14 protein-coding genes are annotated in these 19,119 nt (G+C 60.2%); 8 read left to right on the forward strand and 6 right to left on the reverse strand.

Annotated features, from left to right (window positions below; translation table 11 throughout):
* The first annotated feature begins 10 nt into the window (after positions 1-10).
* Together AB5Y54_RS15725 and gshA are read left to right on the forward strand one after the other, a co-directional pair.
* Positions 11-2,824: a M16 family metallopeptidase gene (locus AB5Y54_RS15725; protein WP_368154002.1), complete on the forward strand. Its 2,814-nt coding sequence runs from the start codon at positions 11-13 to the stop codon at positions 2,822-2,824.
* Between the two features lie 58 nt (positions 2,825-2,882).
* A complete protein-coding gene (gshA, locus tag AB5Y54_RS15730; RefSeq protein ID WP_041210977.1) occupies positions 2,883-4,481 on the forward strand; it encodes a glutamate--cysteine ligase in 1,599 nt (532 codons plus the stop codon).
* 118 nt (positions 4,482-4,599) lie between these two features.
* Here gshA and AB5Y54_RS15735 read toward each other — a convergent pair whose 3' ends face one another.
* Both AB5Y54_RS15735 and aspA read right to left on the reverse strand, forming a co-directional pair.
* Positions 4,600-5,919: an anaerobic C4-dicarboxylate transporter gene (locus AB5Y54_RS15735; RefSeq protein ID WP_114522723.1), complete on the reverse strand. Its 1,320-nt coding sequence runs from the start codon at positions 5,917-5,919 to the stop codon at positions 4,600-4,602.
* 130 nt (positions 5,920-6,049) lie between these two features.
* Positions 6,050-7,492: an aspartate ammonia-lyase gene (aspA, locus tag AB5Y54_RS15740; RefSeq protein WP_010673133.1), complete on the reverse strand. Its 1,443-nt coding sequence runs from the start codon at positions 7,490-7,492 to the stop codon at positions 6,050-6,052.
* A 449-nt stretch (positions 7,493-7,941) separates the two neighbouring features.
* Here aspA and AB5Y54_RS15745 point away from each other — a divergent pair, with 449 nt between their 5' ends.
* Entirely contained in the window at positions 7,942-8,421 is a 480-nt protein-coding gene (locus AB5Y54_RS15745; protein ID WP_039040009.1) for an FxsA family protein, read from the forward strand.
* Between the two features lie 22 nt (positions 8,422-8,443).
* On the opposite strand, the gene AB5Y54_RS15750 is transcribed toward AB5Y54_RS15745, so the two are convergent.
* Positions 8,444-9,778, reverse strand: coding sequence for an MATE family efflux transporter (locus AB5Y54_RS15750; RefSeq protein ID WP_232091065.1), 1,335 nt, complete (start codon positions 9,776-9,778; stop codon positions 8,444-8,446).
* Positions 9,779-10,020: 242 nt separating this feature from the next.
* On the opposite strand from AB5Y54_RS15750, the gene AB5Y54_RS15755 reads away from it, so the two are divergent.
* The 5 genes from AB5Y54_RS15755 (at position 10,021) to AB5Y54_RS15775 (ending at position 14,788) form a co-directional block, all read left to right on the forward strand.
* The gene (locus tag AB5Y54_RS15755) at positions 10,021-10,314 is read left to right on the forward strand and encodes a co-chaperone GroES (RefSeq protein WP_005309514.1); all 294 of its coding nucleotides are present in this window, start codon (positions 10,021-10,023) and stop codon (positions 10,312-10,314) included.
* Positions 10,315-10,357: 43 nt separating this feature from the next.
* Positions 10,358-11,992: a chaperonin GroEL gene (gene groL, locus AB5Y54_RS15760; protein WP_010673136.1), complete on the forward strand. Its 1,635-nt coding sequence runs from the start codon at positions 10,358-10,360 to the stop codon at positions 11,990-11,992.
* Between the two features lie 94 nt (positions 11,993-12,086).
* Positions 12,087-12,584: a molybdopterin-binding oxidoreductase gene (locus tag AB5Y54_RS15765; protein ID WP_162726575.1), complete on the forward strand. Its 498-nt coding sequence runs from the start codon at positions 12,087-12,089 to the stop codon at positions 12,582-12,584.
* A gap of 25 nt (positions 12,585-12,609) precedes the next feature.
* Positions 12,610-14,541, forward strand: a complete 1,932-nt coding sequence (locus AB5Y54_RS15770) for a bifunctional diguanylate cyclase/phosphodiesterase (RefSeq protein ID WP_029313817.1) — start codon at positions 12,610-12,612, stop codon at positions 14,539-14,541.
* Positions 14,542-14,599: 58 nt separating this feature from the next.
* Positions 14,600-14,788 (forward strand): hypothetical protein, encoded by a 189-nt coding sequence (locus tag AB5Y54_RS15775; protein ID WP_010673139.1) that lies wholly within the window; start codon positions 14,600-14,602, stop codon positions 14,786-14,788.
* Positions 14,789-14,852: 64 nt separating this feature from the next.
* Here the strand turns inward: AB5Y54_RS15775 and rluA are convergent, their stop codons facing one another.
* The 3 genes from rluA to AB5Y54_RS15790 all read right to left on the reverse strand — a co-directional run bounded on the left by rluA (position 14,853) and on the right by AB5Y54_RS15790 (position 18,980).
* Positions 14,853-15,509: a bifunctional tRNA pseudouridine(32) synthase/23S rRNA pseudouridine(746) synthase RluA gene (gene rluA, locus AB5Y54_RS15780; protein ID WP_109112877.1), complete on the reverse strand. Its 657-nt coding sequence runs from the start codon at positions 15,507-15,509 to the stop codon at positions 14,853-14,855.
* Positions 15,510-15,640: 131 nt separating this feature from the next.
* Complete coding sequence (rapA, locus tag AB5Y54_RS15785) at positions 15,641-18,508, reverse strand: RNA polymerase-associated protein RapA (protein ID WP_119196996.1); 2,868 nt, start codon at positions 18,506-18,508, stop codon at positions 15,641-15,643.
* Between the two features lie 73 nt (positions 18,509-18,581).
* Positions 18,582-18,980, reverse strand: coding sequence for a hypothetical protein (locus AB5Y54_RS15790; protein WP_368154003.1), 399 nt, complete (start codon positions 18,978-18,980; stop codon positions 18,582-18,584).
* Positions 18,981-19,119: the final 139 nt, after the last annotated feature.

The following is a 19,119-nucleotide window of genomic DNA, read 5'->3' on the forward strand; positions in this document are numbered from 1 at the left end:
CGAGGTACCCGTGAACAAACTCATTCCATTAAGCATGCTGCTGGGCTTCTCCCTTCCCGCGCTGGCGGCCCCGACCCTGGTGTCCGAGCAGGTCAAACAAGAGGGCAAGCTCGGCATCCCCTACCAGATGTACAAGCTGGACAACGGTTTGACCGTGATCCTGGCCCCCGACCACTCCGATCCCCTGGTGCATCTGGACGTCACCTATCACGTGGGCTCGGCCCGCGAGCAGGTAGGCAAGTCCGGTTTCGCCCACTTCTTCGAGCACATGATGTTCCAGGGCTCCAAGCATGTGGGGGATCAGGAGCACATGCGGATCATCAACGAGGCGGGCGGTGACATGAACGGCACCACCAACAAGGACCGCACCAACTACTACGAAACCGTGCCGGCCAATCAGCTGGAGAAGGTGCTCTGGCTGGAGGCGGATCGCATGGGCTTCCTGCTCGATGCGGTGAGCCAGAAGAAGTTCGAGATCCAGCGCGCCACCGTCAAGAACGAACGGGCCCAGCGCATCGACAACCAGCCTTATGGCCTGGTGGGCGAGCGGGTGGGGGAGGCACTCTATCCGCGCACCCACCCCTACTCCTGGCAACCCATCGGTTATGTGGAGGATCTCGACCGGGTCGACGTCAACGACCTCAAGCAGTTCTTCCTGCGCTGGTACGGCCCCAACAATGCGACTCTGACCCTGGGCGGCGACTTTGATACCAAGCAGGCGCTGGCCTGGATTGAGCAGTACTTTGGTTCCATCCCGCGCGGTCCGGACGTGGCCGAACCGACGCCCCAGCCTGCCACCCTGCCGGCAACCCGCTACGTGACGCTGGAAGACAAGGTGCATCTGCCGCTCCTGTATATCAGCTACCCGACCGTCTCCCTGGGTGATCCGCAGGAGCCGGCGCTGGACATCTTTGCCGATGTGCTGGGGGGCTCTGCCAGCTCCATGCTCTACCAGTCCCTGGTGAAAACCGGCAAGGCCATCGAGGCGGGTGCCTCCCACGCCTGCGAAGAGCTGGCCTGCACCCTGACGGTCTATGCCTACCCCAATCCGGCGGCGGATGGCAGCCTCAAGACCCTCAAGGGCGAGGTGGACAAGGTGATCGGCGAGTTCGCCCAGCGCGGCATCAAGCCCGCGGATCTGGAGAAGGCCATCAGCAGCTATCGCGCGTCCGCCATCTGGGGACTCGACAGCATCGAGGGCAAGGTCAGCCAGCTTGCCATGGGGCAGGTGCTGGCCCGGGATCCCGACTACGTGTTCAAGAATCTGGATGCCATCGCCCGGGTCAAGGGGTCTGACGTCAAGGCTGCCTACGACAAGTTCATCCAGAACAAGCCTGCCGTGGTGCTGAGCGTGGTGCCCAAGGGCAAGAGCGACTGGCAGGCCGCCAAGCCCAATTTCACTCCCGCCAAGCGGGAGCTGCCGGATTACAGCAAGCATGACAAGGTGCTGGCCGAGCGGCCGGTGAAAGATGACTTCGATCGCAGCGTGCAGCCCAAGGCGGCCGATGCGGTGAGCGTCAAGGTGCCCGCCATCTGGCGTGGCAAGCTCGACAAGGGGATCGAGATCATCGGCACCCACAGCGACGAGATCCCGGCCGTCTCCATCATGATCGCCCTGCCGGGTGGCATCCGGGCCGAAGGCAAGGGAGAACTGGGGCTGGCCAGCCTCACCGCCGCCATGCTGGAGCAGGGGACGACGCGCCTCTCCGAGGCCGAGCTGAGCGACGAGCTGCAAAAACTCGGCGCCAGCATCAGCGTCTCCAGCGCCCAGTACAACAACCTCATCACCATCAGCAGTCTGGCGGACAAGCTGCCCGAAACCCTGGCGCTGGTGCGGGAAGTGCTGCTGCAACCCGGCCTGCGGGAAGCGGACTTCGAGCGGCTCAAGACCCAGATGCTGCAAGGCATGAAACAGAGCGAGCAGCAGCCGGAGTGGCTGGCGGGTCAGGCGTTCCGCGAACTGGTCTATGGCAAGCAGAATCGCCTCGGCCAACCCTCTGACGGGGTGCTGGCGGACGTGGAGAAGCTGACCCTGGCGGATGTGAAGCGCTTCTATGAGGCCTATTACAATCCGACCAATGCCAAGGTGGTGGTGACAGGTGATGTGACCGCCCAGCAGGTGGAATCCGGTCTCGCCTTCCTGACCCAGTGGCAGGGAGCCGCCCCGACCCTGGGGGATCTCAAGCCCGGGGGAGAGCAGGCCAAGCCAGGCATCTATCTGGTGGACAAGCCGGGGGCCCCCCAGTCGGTGATCCGTATCGGCCGTCGCGCCATGCCGTTTGACACCACGGGAGACTATTTCATCGCCAACCTGATGAACTTCAACCTGGGTGGCAACTTCAACAGCCGCATCAACCTCAACCTGCGGGAAGACAAGGGCTACACCTATGGTGCCAGCTCGGGCTTCCAGGCCAACCGCGAGGCGGGTGTCTTCGCGACCGGCGCCAATGTGCGCACCGATGCGACCGTGGATGCCATCCGCCAGTTCCTCAAGGAGATGGACGGCTACCGCAAGAGCGGGCCGACCCCGGTGGAGCTGGCCTATATGCGCAGCGCCGTCTCCCAGCAGGATGCGCTCTCCTACGAGACCCTGGGGCAGAAGGCTGGCTTCCTGCTGCAGATGATCATGTACGACCTGAAGCCGGACTATGTGCAGGCCCAGAACAACCTGATCAAAACGGTGTCACCCGAGACGCTGAAGGCCAGTGCAGCCCGCTGGCTGGATCCGGCCGAGATGGTGATTGTGGTGGTGGGAGACAAGCAAAAGCTTGAAAAACCCCTGAGCGAGCTTCATCTTCCCATCTATCCACTGCAACTGCCCTGAGGGGCGTTGCAACAATAAGTGCCGCCCCGGGTGGGGCGGCCACACATGAGCCGTGAATATGACTACTACTAGCTTGTCGCTCACCGAGTTGCTGGCTGCGCTGGGCACCCCGGAACGGGTGACCGCCCTCAAGGGGATCCGGCGCGGGATCGAGCGCGAATGTCTGCGCATCACCCCCGAAGGGACCCTGGCCCAGACCGATCACCCCAGAAGCCTGGGGTCGGCCCTGACCCATGCCAACATCACCACCGATTACTCCGAGAGCCTGCTGGAGTTCATCACGCCGGCCACCGACTCCATCGAGAGCCTGATCGAGCAGCTCGGCGACATTCACCGCCACACCATTCATCATCTGGGAGAGGAACGGATCTGGCCCCTCTCCATGCCCTGCTTCGTCGGTGACGAGGAGAGCATCCGCCTGGCCCAGTACGGCAGCTCCAACATCGGGCGGATGAAGACCCTCTATCGCCAGGGGCTGAAGAACCGCTACGGCAGCCTGATGCAGGTGATCGCCGGGGTGCACTTCAACTTCTCCATGCCGGACAGCTTCTGGTGCGAGTGGCAGGATCTGGTGGGAGAGGGCTGCTGCAGCCAGCGCTTCATCTCCGACAAGTACATGGGGCTTATTCGCAACGTCTACCGCTTCGGCTGGCTGGTGCCCTATCTGTTCGGCGCGTCTCCTGCCATCTGCGACTCCTTCCTCAAGGGGCGCAAGAGCAGCCTGCCGTTCCAGAAGACCGGCAAGGGCACTCTTTACCTGCCCTATGCCACGGCTCTGCGCCTGTCCGATCTCGGTTACACCAACAGCGCCCAGGCGGGGCTCAAGATCAGTCATGACAGCCTGCCCGCCTATGTGAGCAGTCTGCGCCGGGCCATCAACACCCATGATCCCGACTTCGCCAGGATAGGGGTCAAGGTGAACGGCGAGTACCGCCAGCTCAACGACAACGTGCTGCAGCTGGAGAACGAGCTCTACGCGCCGATCCGCCCCAAGCGCACCCCCCGCAGCGGCGAGAAGCCCTCGGATGCGCTGGAGCAGCGCGGTATCGAATACATCGAACTGCGCACGGTGGACGTCAATCCTTTCACCCCGTTCGGTATCGAGGTGGATCAGATCCGCTTCTTCGATCTCTTCCTGGTCTGGTGCCTGTTGCGCCCGTCCCCCGTGCTCTCGGATGACGAGGTTGCCCGCAACCGCCGCAACCAGAACAAGGTGGTGCTGGAGGGGCGCCGCCCCGGCCTGACGCTTGAAGATGAGCAGGGCAATGCCATCGGCCTCAAGGAGTACGGCCTCAAGCTGTTCGACGAGTTGGCCGAGGTCGCAGCGCTGCTGGATCGCTGCTGTGGTCGCAACCGCTATCGCGAGACGCTGGCGATGCACCGTGAGAAGCTGCTCGACCCCGAGCAGACCTACTCCGCCCGCCTGCTCAAGCAGTTGCTTTCAAGCGGCCAGGACAACGGCTGCTTCGGTGATGCGCTGGCGAACCGCTACCGGGAAGAGATGCTGGCCGGCGATCTGCAGTACTGGGACGAGGCCTACTTTGCCGGCGAGGCACGGGATTCCCTGGCCAAGCAGCGGGAGCGGGAACGCAGTGACAGCCTGTCGTTCGACGACTTCCTGGCTGACTATTTCGGTACCCGCCAGACCACGGCCTGAGGATGCCGCCAGGATGACGAAAGCCGCTCCCAGGAGCGGCTTTTTCATGGGAGCCCGGCGGTGGCCGGGCATAAAAAAACGGCCCGTTCGGGCCGTTTTGCATGGGGTGGTTCATCGGTCAGAGGATGAGACCACCGAAGAAGAAGCCGAGCGCCACTGCTATGGCGATGGTGGCCACACCCGGGATGAAGAAGGGGTGGTTGAACACGGCCTTGCCGATGCGGGTGGAGCCGGTGTCGTCCATCTCGACCGCGGCCAGCAGGGTCGGGTAGGTCGGCAGTACGAACAGGGCGCTCACGGCGGCGAAGGAGGCGATGGCCGCCAGCGGGCTGACACCCAGTGCCAGGGCGGCAGGCATCAGGGCCTTGGTGGTGGCACCTTGCGAGTAGAGCAGCATGGAGGAGAAGAACAGCACCACGGCCAGCAGCCAGCTGTATTGGCTCAGCAGATCGCCGGCGAACGCCTGGATCTCGACCATGTTGCCCTTCACGAAGACGTTGCCCAGCCAGGCTACGCCCAGCACGCAGATACAGGCGGACATACCGGACTTGAAGGTCGGCATGTTGGTGATCTGGGCCGCGTCCAGTTTGCAGAACAGTACCATCAGGGTAGCGGCGGAGAGCATGATGCCCATGATGGCGCCATCGCGGGGGATCGGCGGGCTGCTGATGAGGCCGACGTTGCCGGAGATGGCGGTGGCATAGGCCATCACGGCCACGATGGAAGCGACGAAGATGCCGACGGAGAGCTTGGCATAAGGCTTGATCTCAACCTGGCTGGTACCGCGCAGCTTGATGAGTCCCTTGGCTTTGCGCTCCAGATAGACTTCGTCCTGATCCAGCGGCTTGCCCAGCAGGTTGGCGATGAAGGCCCCCAGCAGACAGGCGATGAAGCTGGACGGGATGCAGATGGCCAGCAGGGTCAGGTAGTCGACGCCAAGCGGCTCCAGCATGCCGGAGAAAGCGACCACGGCTGCCGAGATGGGGGAGGCGGTGATGGCAATCTGGGAGGCAACGACCGCGATGGAGAGCGGACGAGAGGGGCGAATGCCCTGCTCCTTGGCCACTTCGGCGATCACCGGCAGGGTGGAGAAGGCGGTGTGACCGGTACCGGCCAGCATGGTCATCAGGTAGGTGACGACCGGCGCGGCGAAGGTGATGTGCTTGGGATTCTTGCGCAGGGCTTTTTCTGCCAGGTGCACCAGATAATCCATCCCGCCGGCCAGCTGCATACAGGCGATGGCGCAGATGACGGACGCGATGATCATGATCACGTCCCACGGGAGATAGGTCACCAGCTGATCGCTCGGGATGGGCATGCCCAGCCCCCAGGTCAGCACCAGTACCCCCAGACCACCGGCAAAGCCGATACCTATGCTGCCTATCCGGGCCCCCAGATAGATAGCGGCGAGCACCACAAGTAACTCGATTCCAATCATAGCGAACACTCCATTTTCCAGTTTTTTTAGGTTTTATTAGGCTGAAAAGCCAATTCCCGATGGGGCTGTGGGGAGACCGCTCGGGAATTGACTTTAAATGGGCCGGGATCACCCCGGCCCATCTGCTCGCTTATACGGTGGCTTCGCGGGTGTAACGCTTGGCTTTGTATTGCGGGTTCATCAGGTTCTCGATGGAGAGGATCTCGTCCAGCTGTTCGGCGGTCAGCAGGCCGCGTTCCAGCACGACTTCGCGGACGTTCTTGCCGGTTTGGGCACAGATCTTGCCGACGATGTCGCCTTCATGGTGACCGATGAAGGGGTTCAGGTAGGTCACGATGCCGATGGAGTTCAGCACGTGGTTCATGCAGATGTCCGGGTTGGCGGTGATGCCTTCCACGCACTTCTCGCGCAGGGAGATGCAGGCTTTTTCCATCAGGCTCAGGGATTCGAACATGGCCTGACCAATCACCGGCTCCATGACGTTCAGCTGCAGCTGACCGGCCTCGGCGGCGAAGGTGATGGTGACGTCGTTGCCGAATACCTTGAAGCAGGACTGGTTGACCACTTCCGGAATGACCGGGTTGACCTTGGCCGGCATGATGGAGGAGCCAGCCTGCATTTCCGGCAGGTTGATCTCTTTGAGCGCGGTGCGCGGGCCGGAGGAGAGCAGACGCAGGTCATTACAGATCTTGGAGAGCTTCATGGCCAGACGCTTGACCGCACCGTGCAGCATCACATAGGCGCCGCAGTCGGAGGTCGCTTCGATGAGGTCCTCTGCCGGCACGTAGGCACGACCGGTGATCTCGGCCAGACGCTTGATGGCAAGACCGGAGTACTCGGGCGGGGTGTTCAGACCGGTACCGATGGCGGTGGCGCCCAGGTTCACTTCCAGCAGCAGCTCCTGGCAACGCTTGATGGATTTGATCTCTTCACGCAGGGTGACGGCGAAGGCGTGGAACTCCTGACCCAGGGTCATGGGCACGGCGTCCTGCAACTGGGTACGGCCCATTTTCAGGATATGTTTGAATTCCTTGGCTTTGACATCGAAGGCCGCGATGAGGGCTTCCAGAGCGTGCAGGGTGGTGTCGGTGCTGTTGACCACGGCCACGCGGAAACCGGTGGGGTAGGCATCGTTGGTGGACTGGCACTTGTTGACGTGATCGTTGGGGTTGATGACGTCGTAGCGACCCTTTTCAAGTCCCATCAGCTCGAGGGCGATGTTGGCCAGCACTTCGTTGGTGTTCATGTTGACGGAGGTACCGGCGCCGCCCTGATAGACATCGACCGGGAACTGGTCGAAGCACTTGCCGGTGTTCAGCATCAGGTCGCAGGCTTCGACAATCTTGTCTGCGATCTCGGGACGGATGGTGCCCAGCTCACCGTTGGCCAGTGCAGCCGCCTTCTTGGTCAGGACCATGCCACGAACAAACTCGGGAACGTCAGAAATCTTCTGAGTGCTGATCTTGAAGTTTTCAACAGCGCGCAGGGTGTGCACGCCGTAGTAGAGGTCGTTGGAAACTTCTTTGGTGCCCAGCAGGTCTTCTTCAATGCGGACGTTCTTGATGTCGCTCATTGTTATGCCTCAGAAATCAAATAAATGGAAACGATCCTCACCGAGTGGTCGCGATTTCCCTACGCACATTTCATCCTGAAGCACCACACATCGGGTGGGGCAGTTGGGAGCCAGTTGCTCCCTGTGCAATGACTGGTGTTGATGTTACCCCAATTGAGGTATCCGGTATTAGACCTGGATCACTAAATTTGAGGCAACCTCAAATTTCTTGTGGTCATTAAACAGATATTGCAATCGGGCGATTAACTTTGACAGAACAACCACCTCAATCCCAGTTGGGCGGACAAATATTTATCCGTATTCCGGGGCCTGCGGCAGGAGAGGCTTGAAAAATGATCAACCAGCCCCATGTTAATGTCAGAAGACCTGAACCCGGCGCGCCAGCATCAGCGATGTGCGGCTGCCGACCGGACACCCCGGGTCCATTCATTCATCGCTCCGAGGTTGCTATGGGCAAGTTGTTACTGTTGTTGGTCGGGCTGGTATTGCTGGAGCTCACCGTCATGATCAAGGTGGGCTCCGTGATCGGGGCCTTGCCGACCGTTGGCTTGCTGGTGCTGACCGCCGTGCTGGGATCGTCGCTGGTGCGCAGCGAGGGGATCAAGACCCTGCTCACTGCCCAGCAGAAGATGCAGCTGGGGGAGATGCCCGGCCGCGAGGTGATGGGGGGCATGATGCTGGCGCTGGCGGGCTTGCTGCTGATTATCCCGGGATTTGTGAGCGATATTGTCGGCATCCTGCTGCTGCAGCCCTGGCTGCGCAACATGCTGGCCGACAAGCTGATTGGCAGCAATCAGTTCAGGATGCAGATGGGGGGCTTCCAGGCTCGCCAGCAGCCGTTCGAGCCGGGTCCCGGCGATGACAGGCCCGGACAATCCCCGCGAGGGGGTGGCAACACCATCGAAGGGGAGTTCGAACGCAAAGAGTAATCGCGAGCCTCGGGCTGTGCCGTCAGGATCTCCCCTGATGGCACAGCCGCTCGAATCTGTGGCGGGCATACCCCCATGCCAGCAATCCGGCGGCCAGGTTCGCCAGCAGCATCCCCAGATAGATCCCCTGTTCTCCCCCCAGTTTTGCCCCCAGCCAGGCCCCCGGCAGCAAGAAGACAAACAGTCTGATGCCGTTTATCAGCAGTGACACCGCCGATGCCCTGACGCCGTTGAGCGCCGATGCCAGCAGCATCACCATGCCCTGAAAACCGTAGCCAATGGGGACCAGATGCAGATAGAGCACGATGAGTCGCACCACTTGCGGATGATCGCTGAACAGATCGGCGATGAAGGGGGCGAGAAGCCAGGTCAGCGCGTAGACCCCAAGCTGAAACAGCAGGGCGAAGCGCATGCAGAGCAGCAGGGCGGCCTTGGCTCGGGCCGGATTCCCGGCGCCGCAGTTCTGCGAGATGAAGGGAGCCAGCACGGAGGAGAGCGCCATCATCACGATGAGCAGCAAGGCCTCGACCCGGGATGCCGCGCCGTAGGCGGCGACCACCTCGGTTCCCAGCCCGGCGAAAATGATCATCAACACGGCGTTGGCCAGTGGGTTGAGCATGTTGGTAAACGATGCGGGCACCGCCACATGGAGCAGGGCGCGCCAGTGGGCCAGCAACTGCGGGCGCGGGGAGAGGCGCCAGCGCAGCAGGCCCTCGCGGTGGCGCAATATATAGAGGCTGACCAGCATGGCCATCAGCCAGGAGAGGGAAGTGGCGATGGCGGCTCCCCGAATGCCCCACTCGGGGAAGGGGCCCGGCCCGAAGATGAGCAGAGGATCCAGCACGCCGTTGACCAGACCGGCGACCCCCATCACCAGACTGGGGGTCTTGGTATCCCCCGTCGTCCGGATGGCCGCATTGCCGACCATGGGCACGACCAGCATGGGGACGGTCAGATACCAGATGAGCATGTAGTCGTGGATGAGGGAGATGAGCTCGGCGCTGGCCCCCAGCAGGGTGAACAGAGGGGTAATGGTCAATGCCCCCAGCCCGGCGAGCAGACTCACCAGGATGACGGCAAGGAACAGACAGTCTGTGGTGATGCGGGCTGCCTCGTCATGGCGACCCTGCCCCAGGGCATGACCGAGCAGGGCGCACAGGCCCGCCCCCAGCCCCATGGTCAGGGAGGTGACGACAAAGGTGACCGGGAAGGTGAAACTGATGGCGGCCAGCGCCTGGGTACCCAGCATGCCGATAAAGAAGGTATCGACCAGGTTGAAGGCCAGGATGGCGATGATGCCCAGGATCATGGGGCCCGTCATGCGCAGCAGCATGGGTGTCATGGGGGCGGTCAGCATGGGATTGGGTCGGCTCAAGGCAGAGTCTCTAGGTGCTTTGGGCCTGAATGCTGGCCGTCTCCATCCGCCTTCCTGATTGGGGATGGGTGATCCATCGAAGGTATTCATAGTACGTGAAAATATTTTTTTTGTATTTGCCCTTGAAGGGCTAGCCCTGTTGCCCCAGATCAGGGACATGACAAATTTGGCCGATTGCGGCCATTCCTCAAGCAACACAGAGACTCATTTTGGGAGAGTTATCGATGAAAATTCGTCCACTGCACGACCGCGTCATCATCAAGCGCATCGAAGCTGAAGCCAAATCCGCTGGCGGCATCGTCTTGACTGGCACTGCGGCCCAGAAGTCCACCCGTGGTGAAGTTCTTGCCGTGGGGACTGGTCGAATTCTGGACAATGGGGATGTCAAAGCACTGGCCGTCAAGGTGGGTGACAAGGTGATCTTCAACGAAGGCTACGGCGTGAAGACCGAAAAGCTGGATGGCCAGGACGTACTGATCCTGTCCGAGACCGACATCCTGGCGATTGTCGAAGAGTAATCACCCTCCCTCTTTTCCCGAATTGATTTAAGGATTGAAGAACATGGCAGCTAAAGAAGTTAAGTTTGGCAACGAAGCTCGCATCAAAATGCTGGAAGGCGTCAACATCCTGGCCGATGCCGTCAAGGTGACCCTGGGCCCGAAAGGCCGCAACGTGGTGCTGGACAAGTCCTTCGGCGCCCCGACCATCACCAAGGATGGCGTCTCCGTTGCCCGTGAAATCGAACTGGAAGACAAGTTCCAGAACATGGGTGCCCAGATGGTCAAGGAAGTCGCTTCCAAGGCCAATGATGCCGCCGGTGACGGTACCACCACTGCCACCGTACTGGCTCAAGCCATCGTCAACGAAGGCCTGAAGGCCGTTGCCGCCGGCATGAATCCCATGGATCTGAAGCGTGGTATCGACAAGGCCGTTGTGGCTGCCGTTGCCGAGCTGCAAGCTCTGTCCACCCCTTGTGCCGACAACAATGCCATCGCCCAGGTAGGCACCATCTCCGCCAACTCCGACGAGAAGGTCGGCAAGCTGATTGCCGAAGCCATGGACAAGGTCGGTCGTGACGGCGTCATCACCGTGGAAGACGGTCAGGGCCTGGACGACGAGCTGGCGGTGGTAGAAGGCATGCAGTTCGACCGCGGCTACCTCTCCCCTTACTTCGTGAACAAACCGGAAACCGGCTCCGTCGAACTGGATGACCCCTTCATCCTGCTGGTGGACAAGAAAGTCTCCAACATCCGCGAAATGCTGCCGGTGCTGGAAGGTGTGGCCAAGGCGGGCAAACCGCTGATCATCGTGGCCGAAGACGTGGAAGGCGAAGCGCTGGCGACTCTGGTGGTCAACACCATGCGTGGCATCGTGAAAGTGGCCGCCGTCAAGGCGCCGGGCTTCGGTGATCGCCGCAAGGCCATGCTGCAGGATATCGCCATCCTGACCGGTGGTACCGTGATCTCCGAAGAAGTGGGCATGGAGCTGGAAAAAGCGACCCTGGAAGATCTGGGCCGTGCCAAGCGCATCGTCATCACCAAAGAGAACACCACCATCATCGATGGCGTGGGTGATGCTGCCCTGATCGAAAGCCGCGTGGCCCAGATCCGTCAGCAGATCGAAGAGACCTCTTCCGATTACGACCGTGAGAAGCTGCAAGAGCGCGTGGCCAAGCTGGCCGGCGGTGTTGCCGTGATCAAGGTGGGTGCTGCCACTGAAGTTGAAATGAAAGAGAAGAAAGCCCGTGTTGACGATGCCCTGCACGCCACTCGCGCAGCCGTGGAAGAAGGCGTGGTTGCCGGTGGTGGTGTAGCGCTGGTGCGCGTTGCTGCCAAGCTGGCCTCCCTGCGTGGTGACAACGAAGACCAGAACGTCGGTATCAAGGTTGCCCTGCGCGCCATGGAAGCCCCGCTGCGTCAAATCGTCATCAACGCCGGCGAAGAAGCCTCCGTCATCGCCAATGCCGTGAAGAACGGTGAAGGCAACTACGGTTACAACGCCTACACCGAACAGTACGGCGACATGCTGGCCATGGGTATCCTGGATCCGACCAAGGTAACCCGTTCTGCCCTGCAGTTCGCCTCGTCCGTCGCCGGCCTGATGATCACCACAGAGTGCATGATCTCCGAGCTGCCGAAGAAAGATGCACCTGCCATGCCTGATATGGGTGGCATGGGCGGTATGGGTATGATGTAATCCCGTCAAGTCATCAAACGGCTCGCTTTTGCGGGCCGTTTTTTTTAGTGCTACTAAGCTGAAGTTGTTGATAGTGAAATGATCTGAGGTGAACATGCGATACTTAGGGCTTCTCCCGTTACTCCTTTTCCTGGCCTTGCCGGGCATGGCGCTGGCGACACCGCAGGGGCCGGTCATTCTCAGGGTGACGGGGAATCTGGACCCTGCCGATCCGGCAGATGGAGAGGTGCTGTTCGATATGGCCATGATCCAGGCGCTGCCGCAGCATGAGGTGGTGACGAGCAATCCCTGGGTGGACAAACCGCACAAATACGTGGGGCCGAAACTGGCGGACGTGCTGACTGAGGTAAAGGCCAACGGCAAGAGCATCACGCTCACCGCCCTGAACAGTTTCCAGATCCGGATCAACTGGGATAAGGTCAAGCAATACGATCCTATCCTGGCCTGGCAGGATGACGGGATGACCATGCGGGTACGTGACAAGGGGCCGCTCTGGTTTATCCTGCCACTGGATCAGCATCCCGAACTCAGGCGTTCCGAGTTCACCGACATGATGATCTGGCAACTGAGTGCGATCGACATTCAGCAGTAAAAACGGTGGTTTACGGGAGTACTGGGTGAAAGCGAAGACCAGGGCCTGGCCCTTACTCGGCGTTCTTTATCTATCCATTCTGTTGTTCACGGGTAGCACCCTCTATTGCCTGGTGCAGATACAAAATGCGACCCGGGTGATGGAGAAGTACACCTATGACGTCTCCTGGGCATTGATGCAGTTGCAGCTCGAGCTGGGCCGCTTTCTCAATGCCGTCGAGATTTACCACTATGGCGGCATAGACCAGGAAGCCCTGCTGCTCCGCTATGACATTCTCTGGAGTCGTACCCCCATCCTCCTGAGCGGCCAATTGAGAAAAAGCCTCGCGGACAATCCGAAGACGCTGCGGCTGGTGAAACTGACCGAAAGCAGTATCCGCAAGCTGGAGCCTGATTTGGTCAGGCTCAAACCGGGGACGCCGGATTACCAGCAAGTCATGATGACACTGGCGCCCTTGCAGGAACCCCTCTCTTACTCTCTTGCTTCCGTCATGCAGAACAATATCAACGTCTATACGGGCAACGACGCGCGTTTTGGCCAGTTGCGCAATGCCCTGCTGTTCATGGTGTCGGGGCTGGTGGTGTCCGTCATTCTGCTCAGCGGCCTGCTGGTGCGAGAAGCCAGGCGCCATTTCAGGACCGCTAGGATCGATCCCCTCACCGGGCTCGCCAACCGGCTGGCGCTGCTGGAAAAGATGGATGCCTATGTCACCCGTGACACCTCCTTCGGACTGGTGCTGGTCGACATCAACGACTTTCGTGATATCAACAGCAAGTTTGGCTACAACACAGGGGACCTCCTGTTGCAAGAGGTGGCAAAGCGGTTGCGCGCCCTGTGCGAAAACGGGGAGTGGGTGGCGCGTTTGGGGGGAGATCAGCTTGCCATGCTGCAACGGGAGGGGAGCGATCTTCGCCAGGTCAGGGAGCTCGTGGCCAGAGTACTCCACTCCATCAAGCAAGACATCATCATCGACAACTACCCTTTTCGGCTTGAGGTTGGTATCGGTATCGCCTTCTTCCCGACCGACAGCAACCAGACCCAGGAGTTGCTCAGCCGGGCGGAGCAGGCCCTCTCTCACAGCCGCAAGACCCATGTTCCCTATGTCATCTATGACAGTTCCCTGCTCAACGAGACGGCCAGGCGCAAGCATCTTGCTTCCGACATGGTGATGGCACTGGAGCACAATGCGCTCGAGCTCTATTACCAGCCCATCGTCAATCTGGAAAGTGGCCGCTGTGAAGCCGTGGAGGCGCTGCTGCGCTGGCGCCATCCCGAGCTTGGCTTTATCCCGCCCAACGAGGTGATCCAGGTGGCGGAAGAGTTTCAGCTGGCTGAGAAACTGGGTGGTTGGGTATTGAATACCGCATGTGAGCAACTGCATCAGTGGCAGCACCTGGGTTTGGTGGACTTGCAGATGTGCGTGAACATCTCCCCGGGCATGTACCAGCGCAACCTGCTGAAGCTGGTGGCCAGAGCGCTGATGGAGCACCATATTCCCGCGTCCAGCCTGGTGCTGGAGGTGACGGAAGACACCACCATGCGCGAGGTCAAGAACTCGCTGCAGTTGATGCAGGATCTCAGCCAGCAGGGGGTACATCTGGCCCTTGACGACTTCGGCACCGGCTACTCCTCCCTCAGCTATCTGCAGAAGCTGCCGGTGAGCAAGGTGAAGATAGACAGGTCCTTCATTCAGGGTATCGACACCTCTATCGAGGCGGCCGAACTGGTCGCCAACATCTGCCGTATGGGCTCCATGCTTGGCAAGAAACTGGTATGTGAAGGGATCGAGACCCAGGGGCAGCTCGATGTGCTGCGCTCATTGACCGACATACATCTGTATGGGCAGGGATATCTGTTCAGTCGCCCGGAGCATGCTGAAAAGGCCTATCAGACATTGCTGGAGATGGAAGAGCGCTGGTTGGCCCGGCGCTCGCCGGACAAGGCATATCTGCGTTGAACGATATGGCTCATGTCTCACCGGGCCCGGCCGATAGTCTCTTGGCAGGAGGTACACAATGGATATTTCTAGTTCTGCAAATGCGTCGTTCGGTTCTGCACTGATGGTGGCCAGCCTGGCCAAAAAGCAGCAGACCCAGGAAGGCGAATCCGCACTGAAACTGCTGGAAACAGCAGCGCAATCCGCTCCGGCTGCGCCGACATCGGCCAGCGCTTCCCTCGGAAGCAAGATCGATATCCGCGTCTGAGCGATAAAAAAGCCCCCATCTCTCGATGGGGGCTTTCTTTTTATTGGGCTGTTACCTGTCAGGCTCAGACCGGGAAAGGGGCCGGTGCCTCGAAGGTCATCCGCTCGCCGCTGCGGGGGTGGCTGATGGTCAGGCTGGCCGCATGAAGATAAAGGTGCGGTGCAGCCGCCAGCGCATCCGGGTTGGCGTAGAGGTTGTCGCCGAGGATGGGGTGACCCAGCTCCAGCATGTGTACCCGCAACTGATGGGAGCGACCGGTAATCGGGGTCAGCTTGATCAGGCTGTTGCCGTTCTCCACCTTCAGTTTCTGCCACAGGGTGAGGGCATGACGCCCCTCCTCAAAATCCACCTTCTGCTTCGGCCGGTTGGGCCAGTCGACGCAGAGCGGCAGATCCACTTCACCCGCATCCAGCACCGGTTCACCCCACACCCAGGCGAGGTAGTGCTTCTCGGTCTCACGCTCTCGGAATTGCCGGCTCAGCTCCCGGTGGGAGTTGGGGGTGAGCGGGATCACCAGCACGCCGGTAGTCGCCATGTCGAGGCGATGGGCAGCCGCCGCTTTGGGGTGCTGCTGCTTGACCCGATGGAGCACGCTGTCTTCATTCTCGGGGCCGCGCCCGGGGACGCTCAGCAGGCCAGTGGGCTTGTTGACTACCATGATGTCCTTGTCCTTGAACAGGATATCGAGCCAGGGTTCCAGGGGCGGGGAGTATACAAACATAGCGTCTCGCATCTTGGGTCAAAGCGGGGGCAAGCCCCCATCAGTTATGGGTAACCACGATAAAAAGTGCATGGCATCCAGCCTGAGTTGGGTCTGGTCGTTAGCAACCAGATGATGCCTGCACCGTTTTATCAGTTATGGGTAACCACAATAAAGCGGATGGCATCCAGCTTGAGTTGGGTCTGGTCGATCAGGTGGTGCAATTCTGCCTGCAAATTGCGCAGATAATCCAGTTCGCTGTCGCGCACATTCGGGTTGACCGCCTTGAGTGCCTCCAGCCTGTCCAGATCCTGTTGCAGGGTCTGCGCCATCTGGGCACGGGCCTTGTCGACAATCCCGGCTTTCAGTTCGTTGGCAATGACCTCGCCCTTGCCAATCAGGCCGTGGATCACCGGCTGGGATGCAGTCACCAGCTTGCTGCCAAGGTGGCGGTTGACCGGTGTCAGCTGGCGGTTGAAGGCATCAAACGCCACTTTCTCGCCCAGATTCTGGCCGTTCTTGTCCATCAGCAGACGGATCGGCGTCGGCGGCATGAAGCGGTAGAGCTGGGGATGAGCCGCGGACTCGGCAACGAAGATCAGCTCAAGCAGGATGGAGCCGACCGGCAGCGCCTTGTTCTTGAGCAGTGCGACCGAGGTGGCACCGATCTCGGAACCCAGGATCAGGTCGATACCGCCGCGCATCATGGGGTGATCCCAGGAGAGCAGCGCCATGTCATCCCGCGACAGGGCGGTGTTGCGATCGAAGGTGATGGTCATGCCGTCTTGCGGCAGGCCCGGGAAGCTCGGCACCAGCATGTGATCCCCGGGAGTCAGCACCAGCGCATTTTCACCACGATCATCCTGGTTGACGCCGATCTCGTCGAACATCTTGAGGGCGAAGGAGATCATGCCGGTGTCGTCATCTTCGGCGGCGAGCTTGTCGACCAGTTGCTGGGCGGCTGTGCTACCGCTGGAGTGGATCTCCAGCAGGCGATCGCGACCCTGTTCCAGCCGGGCCTTGAGCGGTTCGTGCAGTTCGCGGGTCTTGACCAGCAGGGCGTCGAGGGTGCCCTGCTCGCCGGTGTTGGCGGCCAGCAGCTCGAACAGCTCGTCACGCACCGCTTCGAACACCGGGCGGGCCGTCGGGCAGGTCTGCTCGAATGCATCCAGACCATCGTGATACCAGAGCTGCAGGGCGCGCTGGGCAGTCCCTTCCAGATAGGGGACGTGGATCTCGACGGTATTCTGCTGACCGATACGGTCCAGTCGGCCGATACGCTGTTCCAGCAAATCCGGGTTGAGTGGCAGATCGAACAGCACCAGATGGCTGGCAAACTGGAAGTTGCGACCTTCTGAGCCGATCTCGGAGCAGAGCAGCACCTGAGCTCCCCCCTCTTGCTGGGCGAAATAGGCGGAGGCCTTGTCCCGCTCGAGGATCGACATCCCTTCGTGGAACACGGCGCCACGGATCCCTTCACGGGTGCGCAGCGCCTCCTCCAGCGCGATGGCGGTGGCTGCTTCGGAGCAGATCACCAGCACCTTCTGCTGACGGGCTGAGAGGAGCAGTTCCAGCAACCATTCGACGCGCGGGTCGAACTGGGTCCAGGTAGCGTTGTCGCCTTCGAACTGCTGGAAGATCTTCTCGGGATAGAGGTAGCGCAGGGCACGGGTCTGCAGATCGCCGCCATTGCCACCCATCATACCCATCACCTTGATGGCGGTCTTGTACTGCTCCGGCAGCGGCATGGGGTAGACGTTGAGATGACGCTCGGGGAAGCCTTGAATATTGGCGCGGCTGTTGCGGAACAGGACGCGGCCGGTGCCGTGTTGATCCAGCAGCTTGGCGACCGCCTGTTGACGGGCGGCGGCATCGCCGAGATCCAGACCGGTCAGTTGATCGGCCAGGATGGCTTTGGCGTTTTCGCTCAGGGTCTCGCCATCCAGCAGCTCTTGCGCGGCGCTGGCAACCTGACCGTAGGCCTGCTCCTCGGCGAGGAAGGCGTCGTAGTCGTAGAAACGCTCGGGGTCGAGCAGGCGCAGACGGGCAAAGTGGCTCTGGTGGCCCAGCTGATCCGGGGTGGCGGTCAGCAGCAGCACGCCCGGCACCTGTTCGGCCAGTGCTTCCACCATTTCATAGGCACGGCTCGGCGCCTCTTCACTCCACTCCAGATGGTGAGCTTCGTCGACAACCAGCAGATCCCACTCGGCTTCCAGCACCTGCTCGAAGCGACGACGCTTCTTGCGCAGGAAATCGAGGCTGCAGATCACCAGCTGTTCGGTCTCGAAGGGGTTCTCTGCATCGGCGAACGCCTCGATGCAGCGCTCCTCGTCAAACAGGGAGAAGTGCAGGTTGAAGCGGCGCAACATCTCGACCAGCCACTGGTGCTGGAGCGTTTCGGGCAGCAGGATCAGCACCCGATGGGCGCGGCCGGAGAGCAGCTGCTGATGAATGATCATGCCCGCTTCGATGGTTTTGCCCAGACCCACCTCGTCCGCCAGCAATACACGCGGGGCGTAGCGGTGACCCACTTCATGGGCGATATAGAGCTGGTGCGGGATCAGGCTGACCCGGCCACCGGCCAGACCGCGAGTCGGGTTGCGACGACGCTGGTGCTGGTTGATCAACGCCTCGTAGCGCAGGGTAAAGCGGGACATCCGGTCAATCTGGCCGGCGAACAGGCGATCCTGCGGCTTGTTGAACTTGATGAAGTTGTTGAGAAACACTTCCTTGAGAGCAACGGGCTCATCATTGTCGGTGCGCACACCCACATATATAAGCAGGCCGTCTTTCTCCTGCACTTCTTCGACCGTCATGGTCCAGTCTTCGTGACTGGCTATTTGATCGCCCACATTGAAGCTGACCCGGGTCACCGGCGCCTCTTCTTTGGCATACATGCGGTTTTCACCGGTAGCCGGAAACAACAGGGTAACCATGCGTCCTTCAACAGCAACGACAGTCCCCAAACCCAGATCCGTCTCTGTATCACTAATCCAACGCTGGCCAAGTGCAAAAGGCATTAAACTCTCCAAAGCCCAAGAGTGTGAGAATCGCAAAGGGGCGCTATGTTACCCGAAGGCGGAAAGCCGATCATCATGGTTGTGCAGCAGGGGAAAGCCAAATCGACACAAGCTTGATCTGCCAACCTGCAAGCCTCAATACAGCATCCGGAATACCAATCTGCAGACCCTTCTCGTGCATTAATTCATCATGTTGGTCGCTTTGTAAGCGGTTGGGCGATGAAAGCCATCTTTTTGCAATTATCCTCTTGCCAGAACGAATTCGCTCCCTATAATGCGCCTCCATCGACAGGGCAAGCGGCAACACAAAGCCTGAGTCGATAGCCTCGAAAAGCCTGTAAAAATAAGGCTTGACTCGAGAAGGCGGTTGAGTAGAATGCCACTCCCGCAGTAGCCAAAAGCTGCGTCGCTCTTTAACAATTTGAATCAAGCAATCTGTGTGGGCACTCACAGCATCGAGCATCAAAAACAATTTTTGATTTTCAATGTCTGATGAAGTGACCAAAGCAACTTTTAAGTTGCAGCAGTTAATTCAGCAATTCATTGAGCCGCTTTTCGAAGCAACCAAACTTAAATTGAAGAGTTTGATCATGGCTCAGATTGAACGCTGG

Origin of the sequence: Aeromonas sp. s9 (assembly GCF_040907765.1) — a bacterium.
GTDB classification, from domain to species: Bacteria; Pseudomonadota; Gammaproteobacteria; order Enterobacterales; family Aeromonadaceae; genus Aeromonas; species Aeromonas caviae.

What these genes read in the sequence shown, in the direction of transcription:
- AB5Y54_RS15775 (WP_010673139.1), top strand. Translation starts at nt 14,600, where the DNA reads ATGGATATTTCTAGTTCTGCAAATGCGTCGTTCGGTTCTGCACTGATG.
- AB5Y54_RS15750 (WP_232091065.1), bottom strand. Translation starts at nt 9,778, where the DNA reads ATGCTGACCGCCCCCATGACACCCATGCTGCTGCGCATGACGGGCCCC.
- rluA (WP_109112877.1), bottom strand. Translation starts at nt 15,509, where the DNA reads ATGTTTGTATACTCCCCGCCCCTGGAACCCTGGCTCGATATCCTGTTC.
- groL (WP_010673136.1), top strand. Translation starts at nt 10,358, where the DNA reads ATGGCAGCTAAAGAAGTTAAGTTTGGCAACGAAGCTCGCATCAAAATG.
- AB5Y54_RS15755 (WP_005309514.1), top strand. Translation starts at nt 10,021, where the DNA reads ATGAAAATTCGTCCACTGCACGACCGCGTCATCATCAAGCGCATCGAA.
- gshA (WP_041210977.1), top strand. Translation starts at nt 2,883, where the DNA reads ATGACTACTACTAGCTTGTCGCTCACCGAGTTGCTGGCTGCGCTGGGC.
- AB5Y54_RS15735 (WP_114522723.1), bottom strand. Translation starts at nt 5,919, where the DNA reads ATGATTGGAATCGAGTTACTTGTGGTGCTCGCCGCTATCTATCTGGGG.
- aspA (WP_010673133.1), bottom strand. Translation starts at nt 7,492, where the DNA reads ATGAGCGACATCAAGAACGTCCGCATTGAAGAAGACCTGCTGGGCACC.
- rapA (WP_119196996.1), bottom strand. Translation starts at nt 18,508, where the DNA reads ATGCCTTTTGCACTTGGCCAGCGTTGGATTAGTGATACAGAGACGGAT.
- AB5Y54_RS15745 (WP_039040009.1), top strand. Translation starts at nt 7,942, where the DNA reads ATGGGCAAGTTGTTACTGTTGTTGGTCGGGCTGGTATTGCTGGAGCTC.
- AB5Y54_RS15765 (WP_162726575.1), top strand. Translation starts at nt 12,087, where the DNA reads ATGCGATACTTAGGGCTTCTCCCGTTACTCCTTTTCCTGGCCTTGCCG.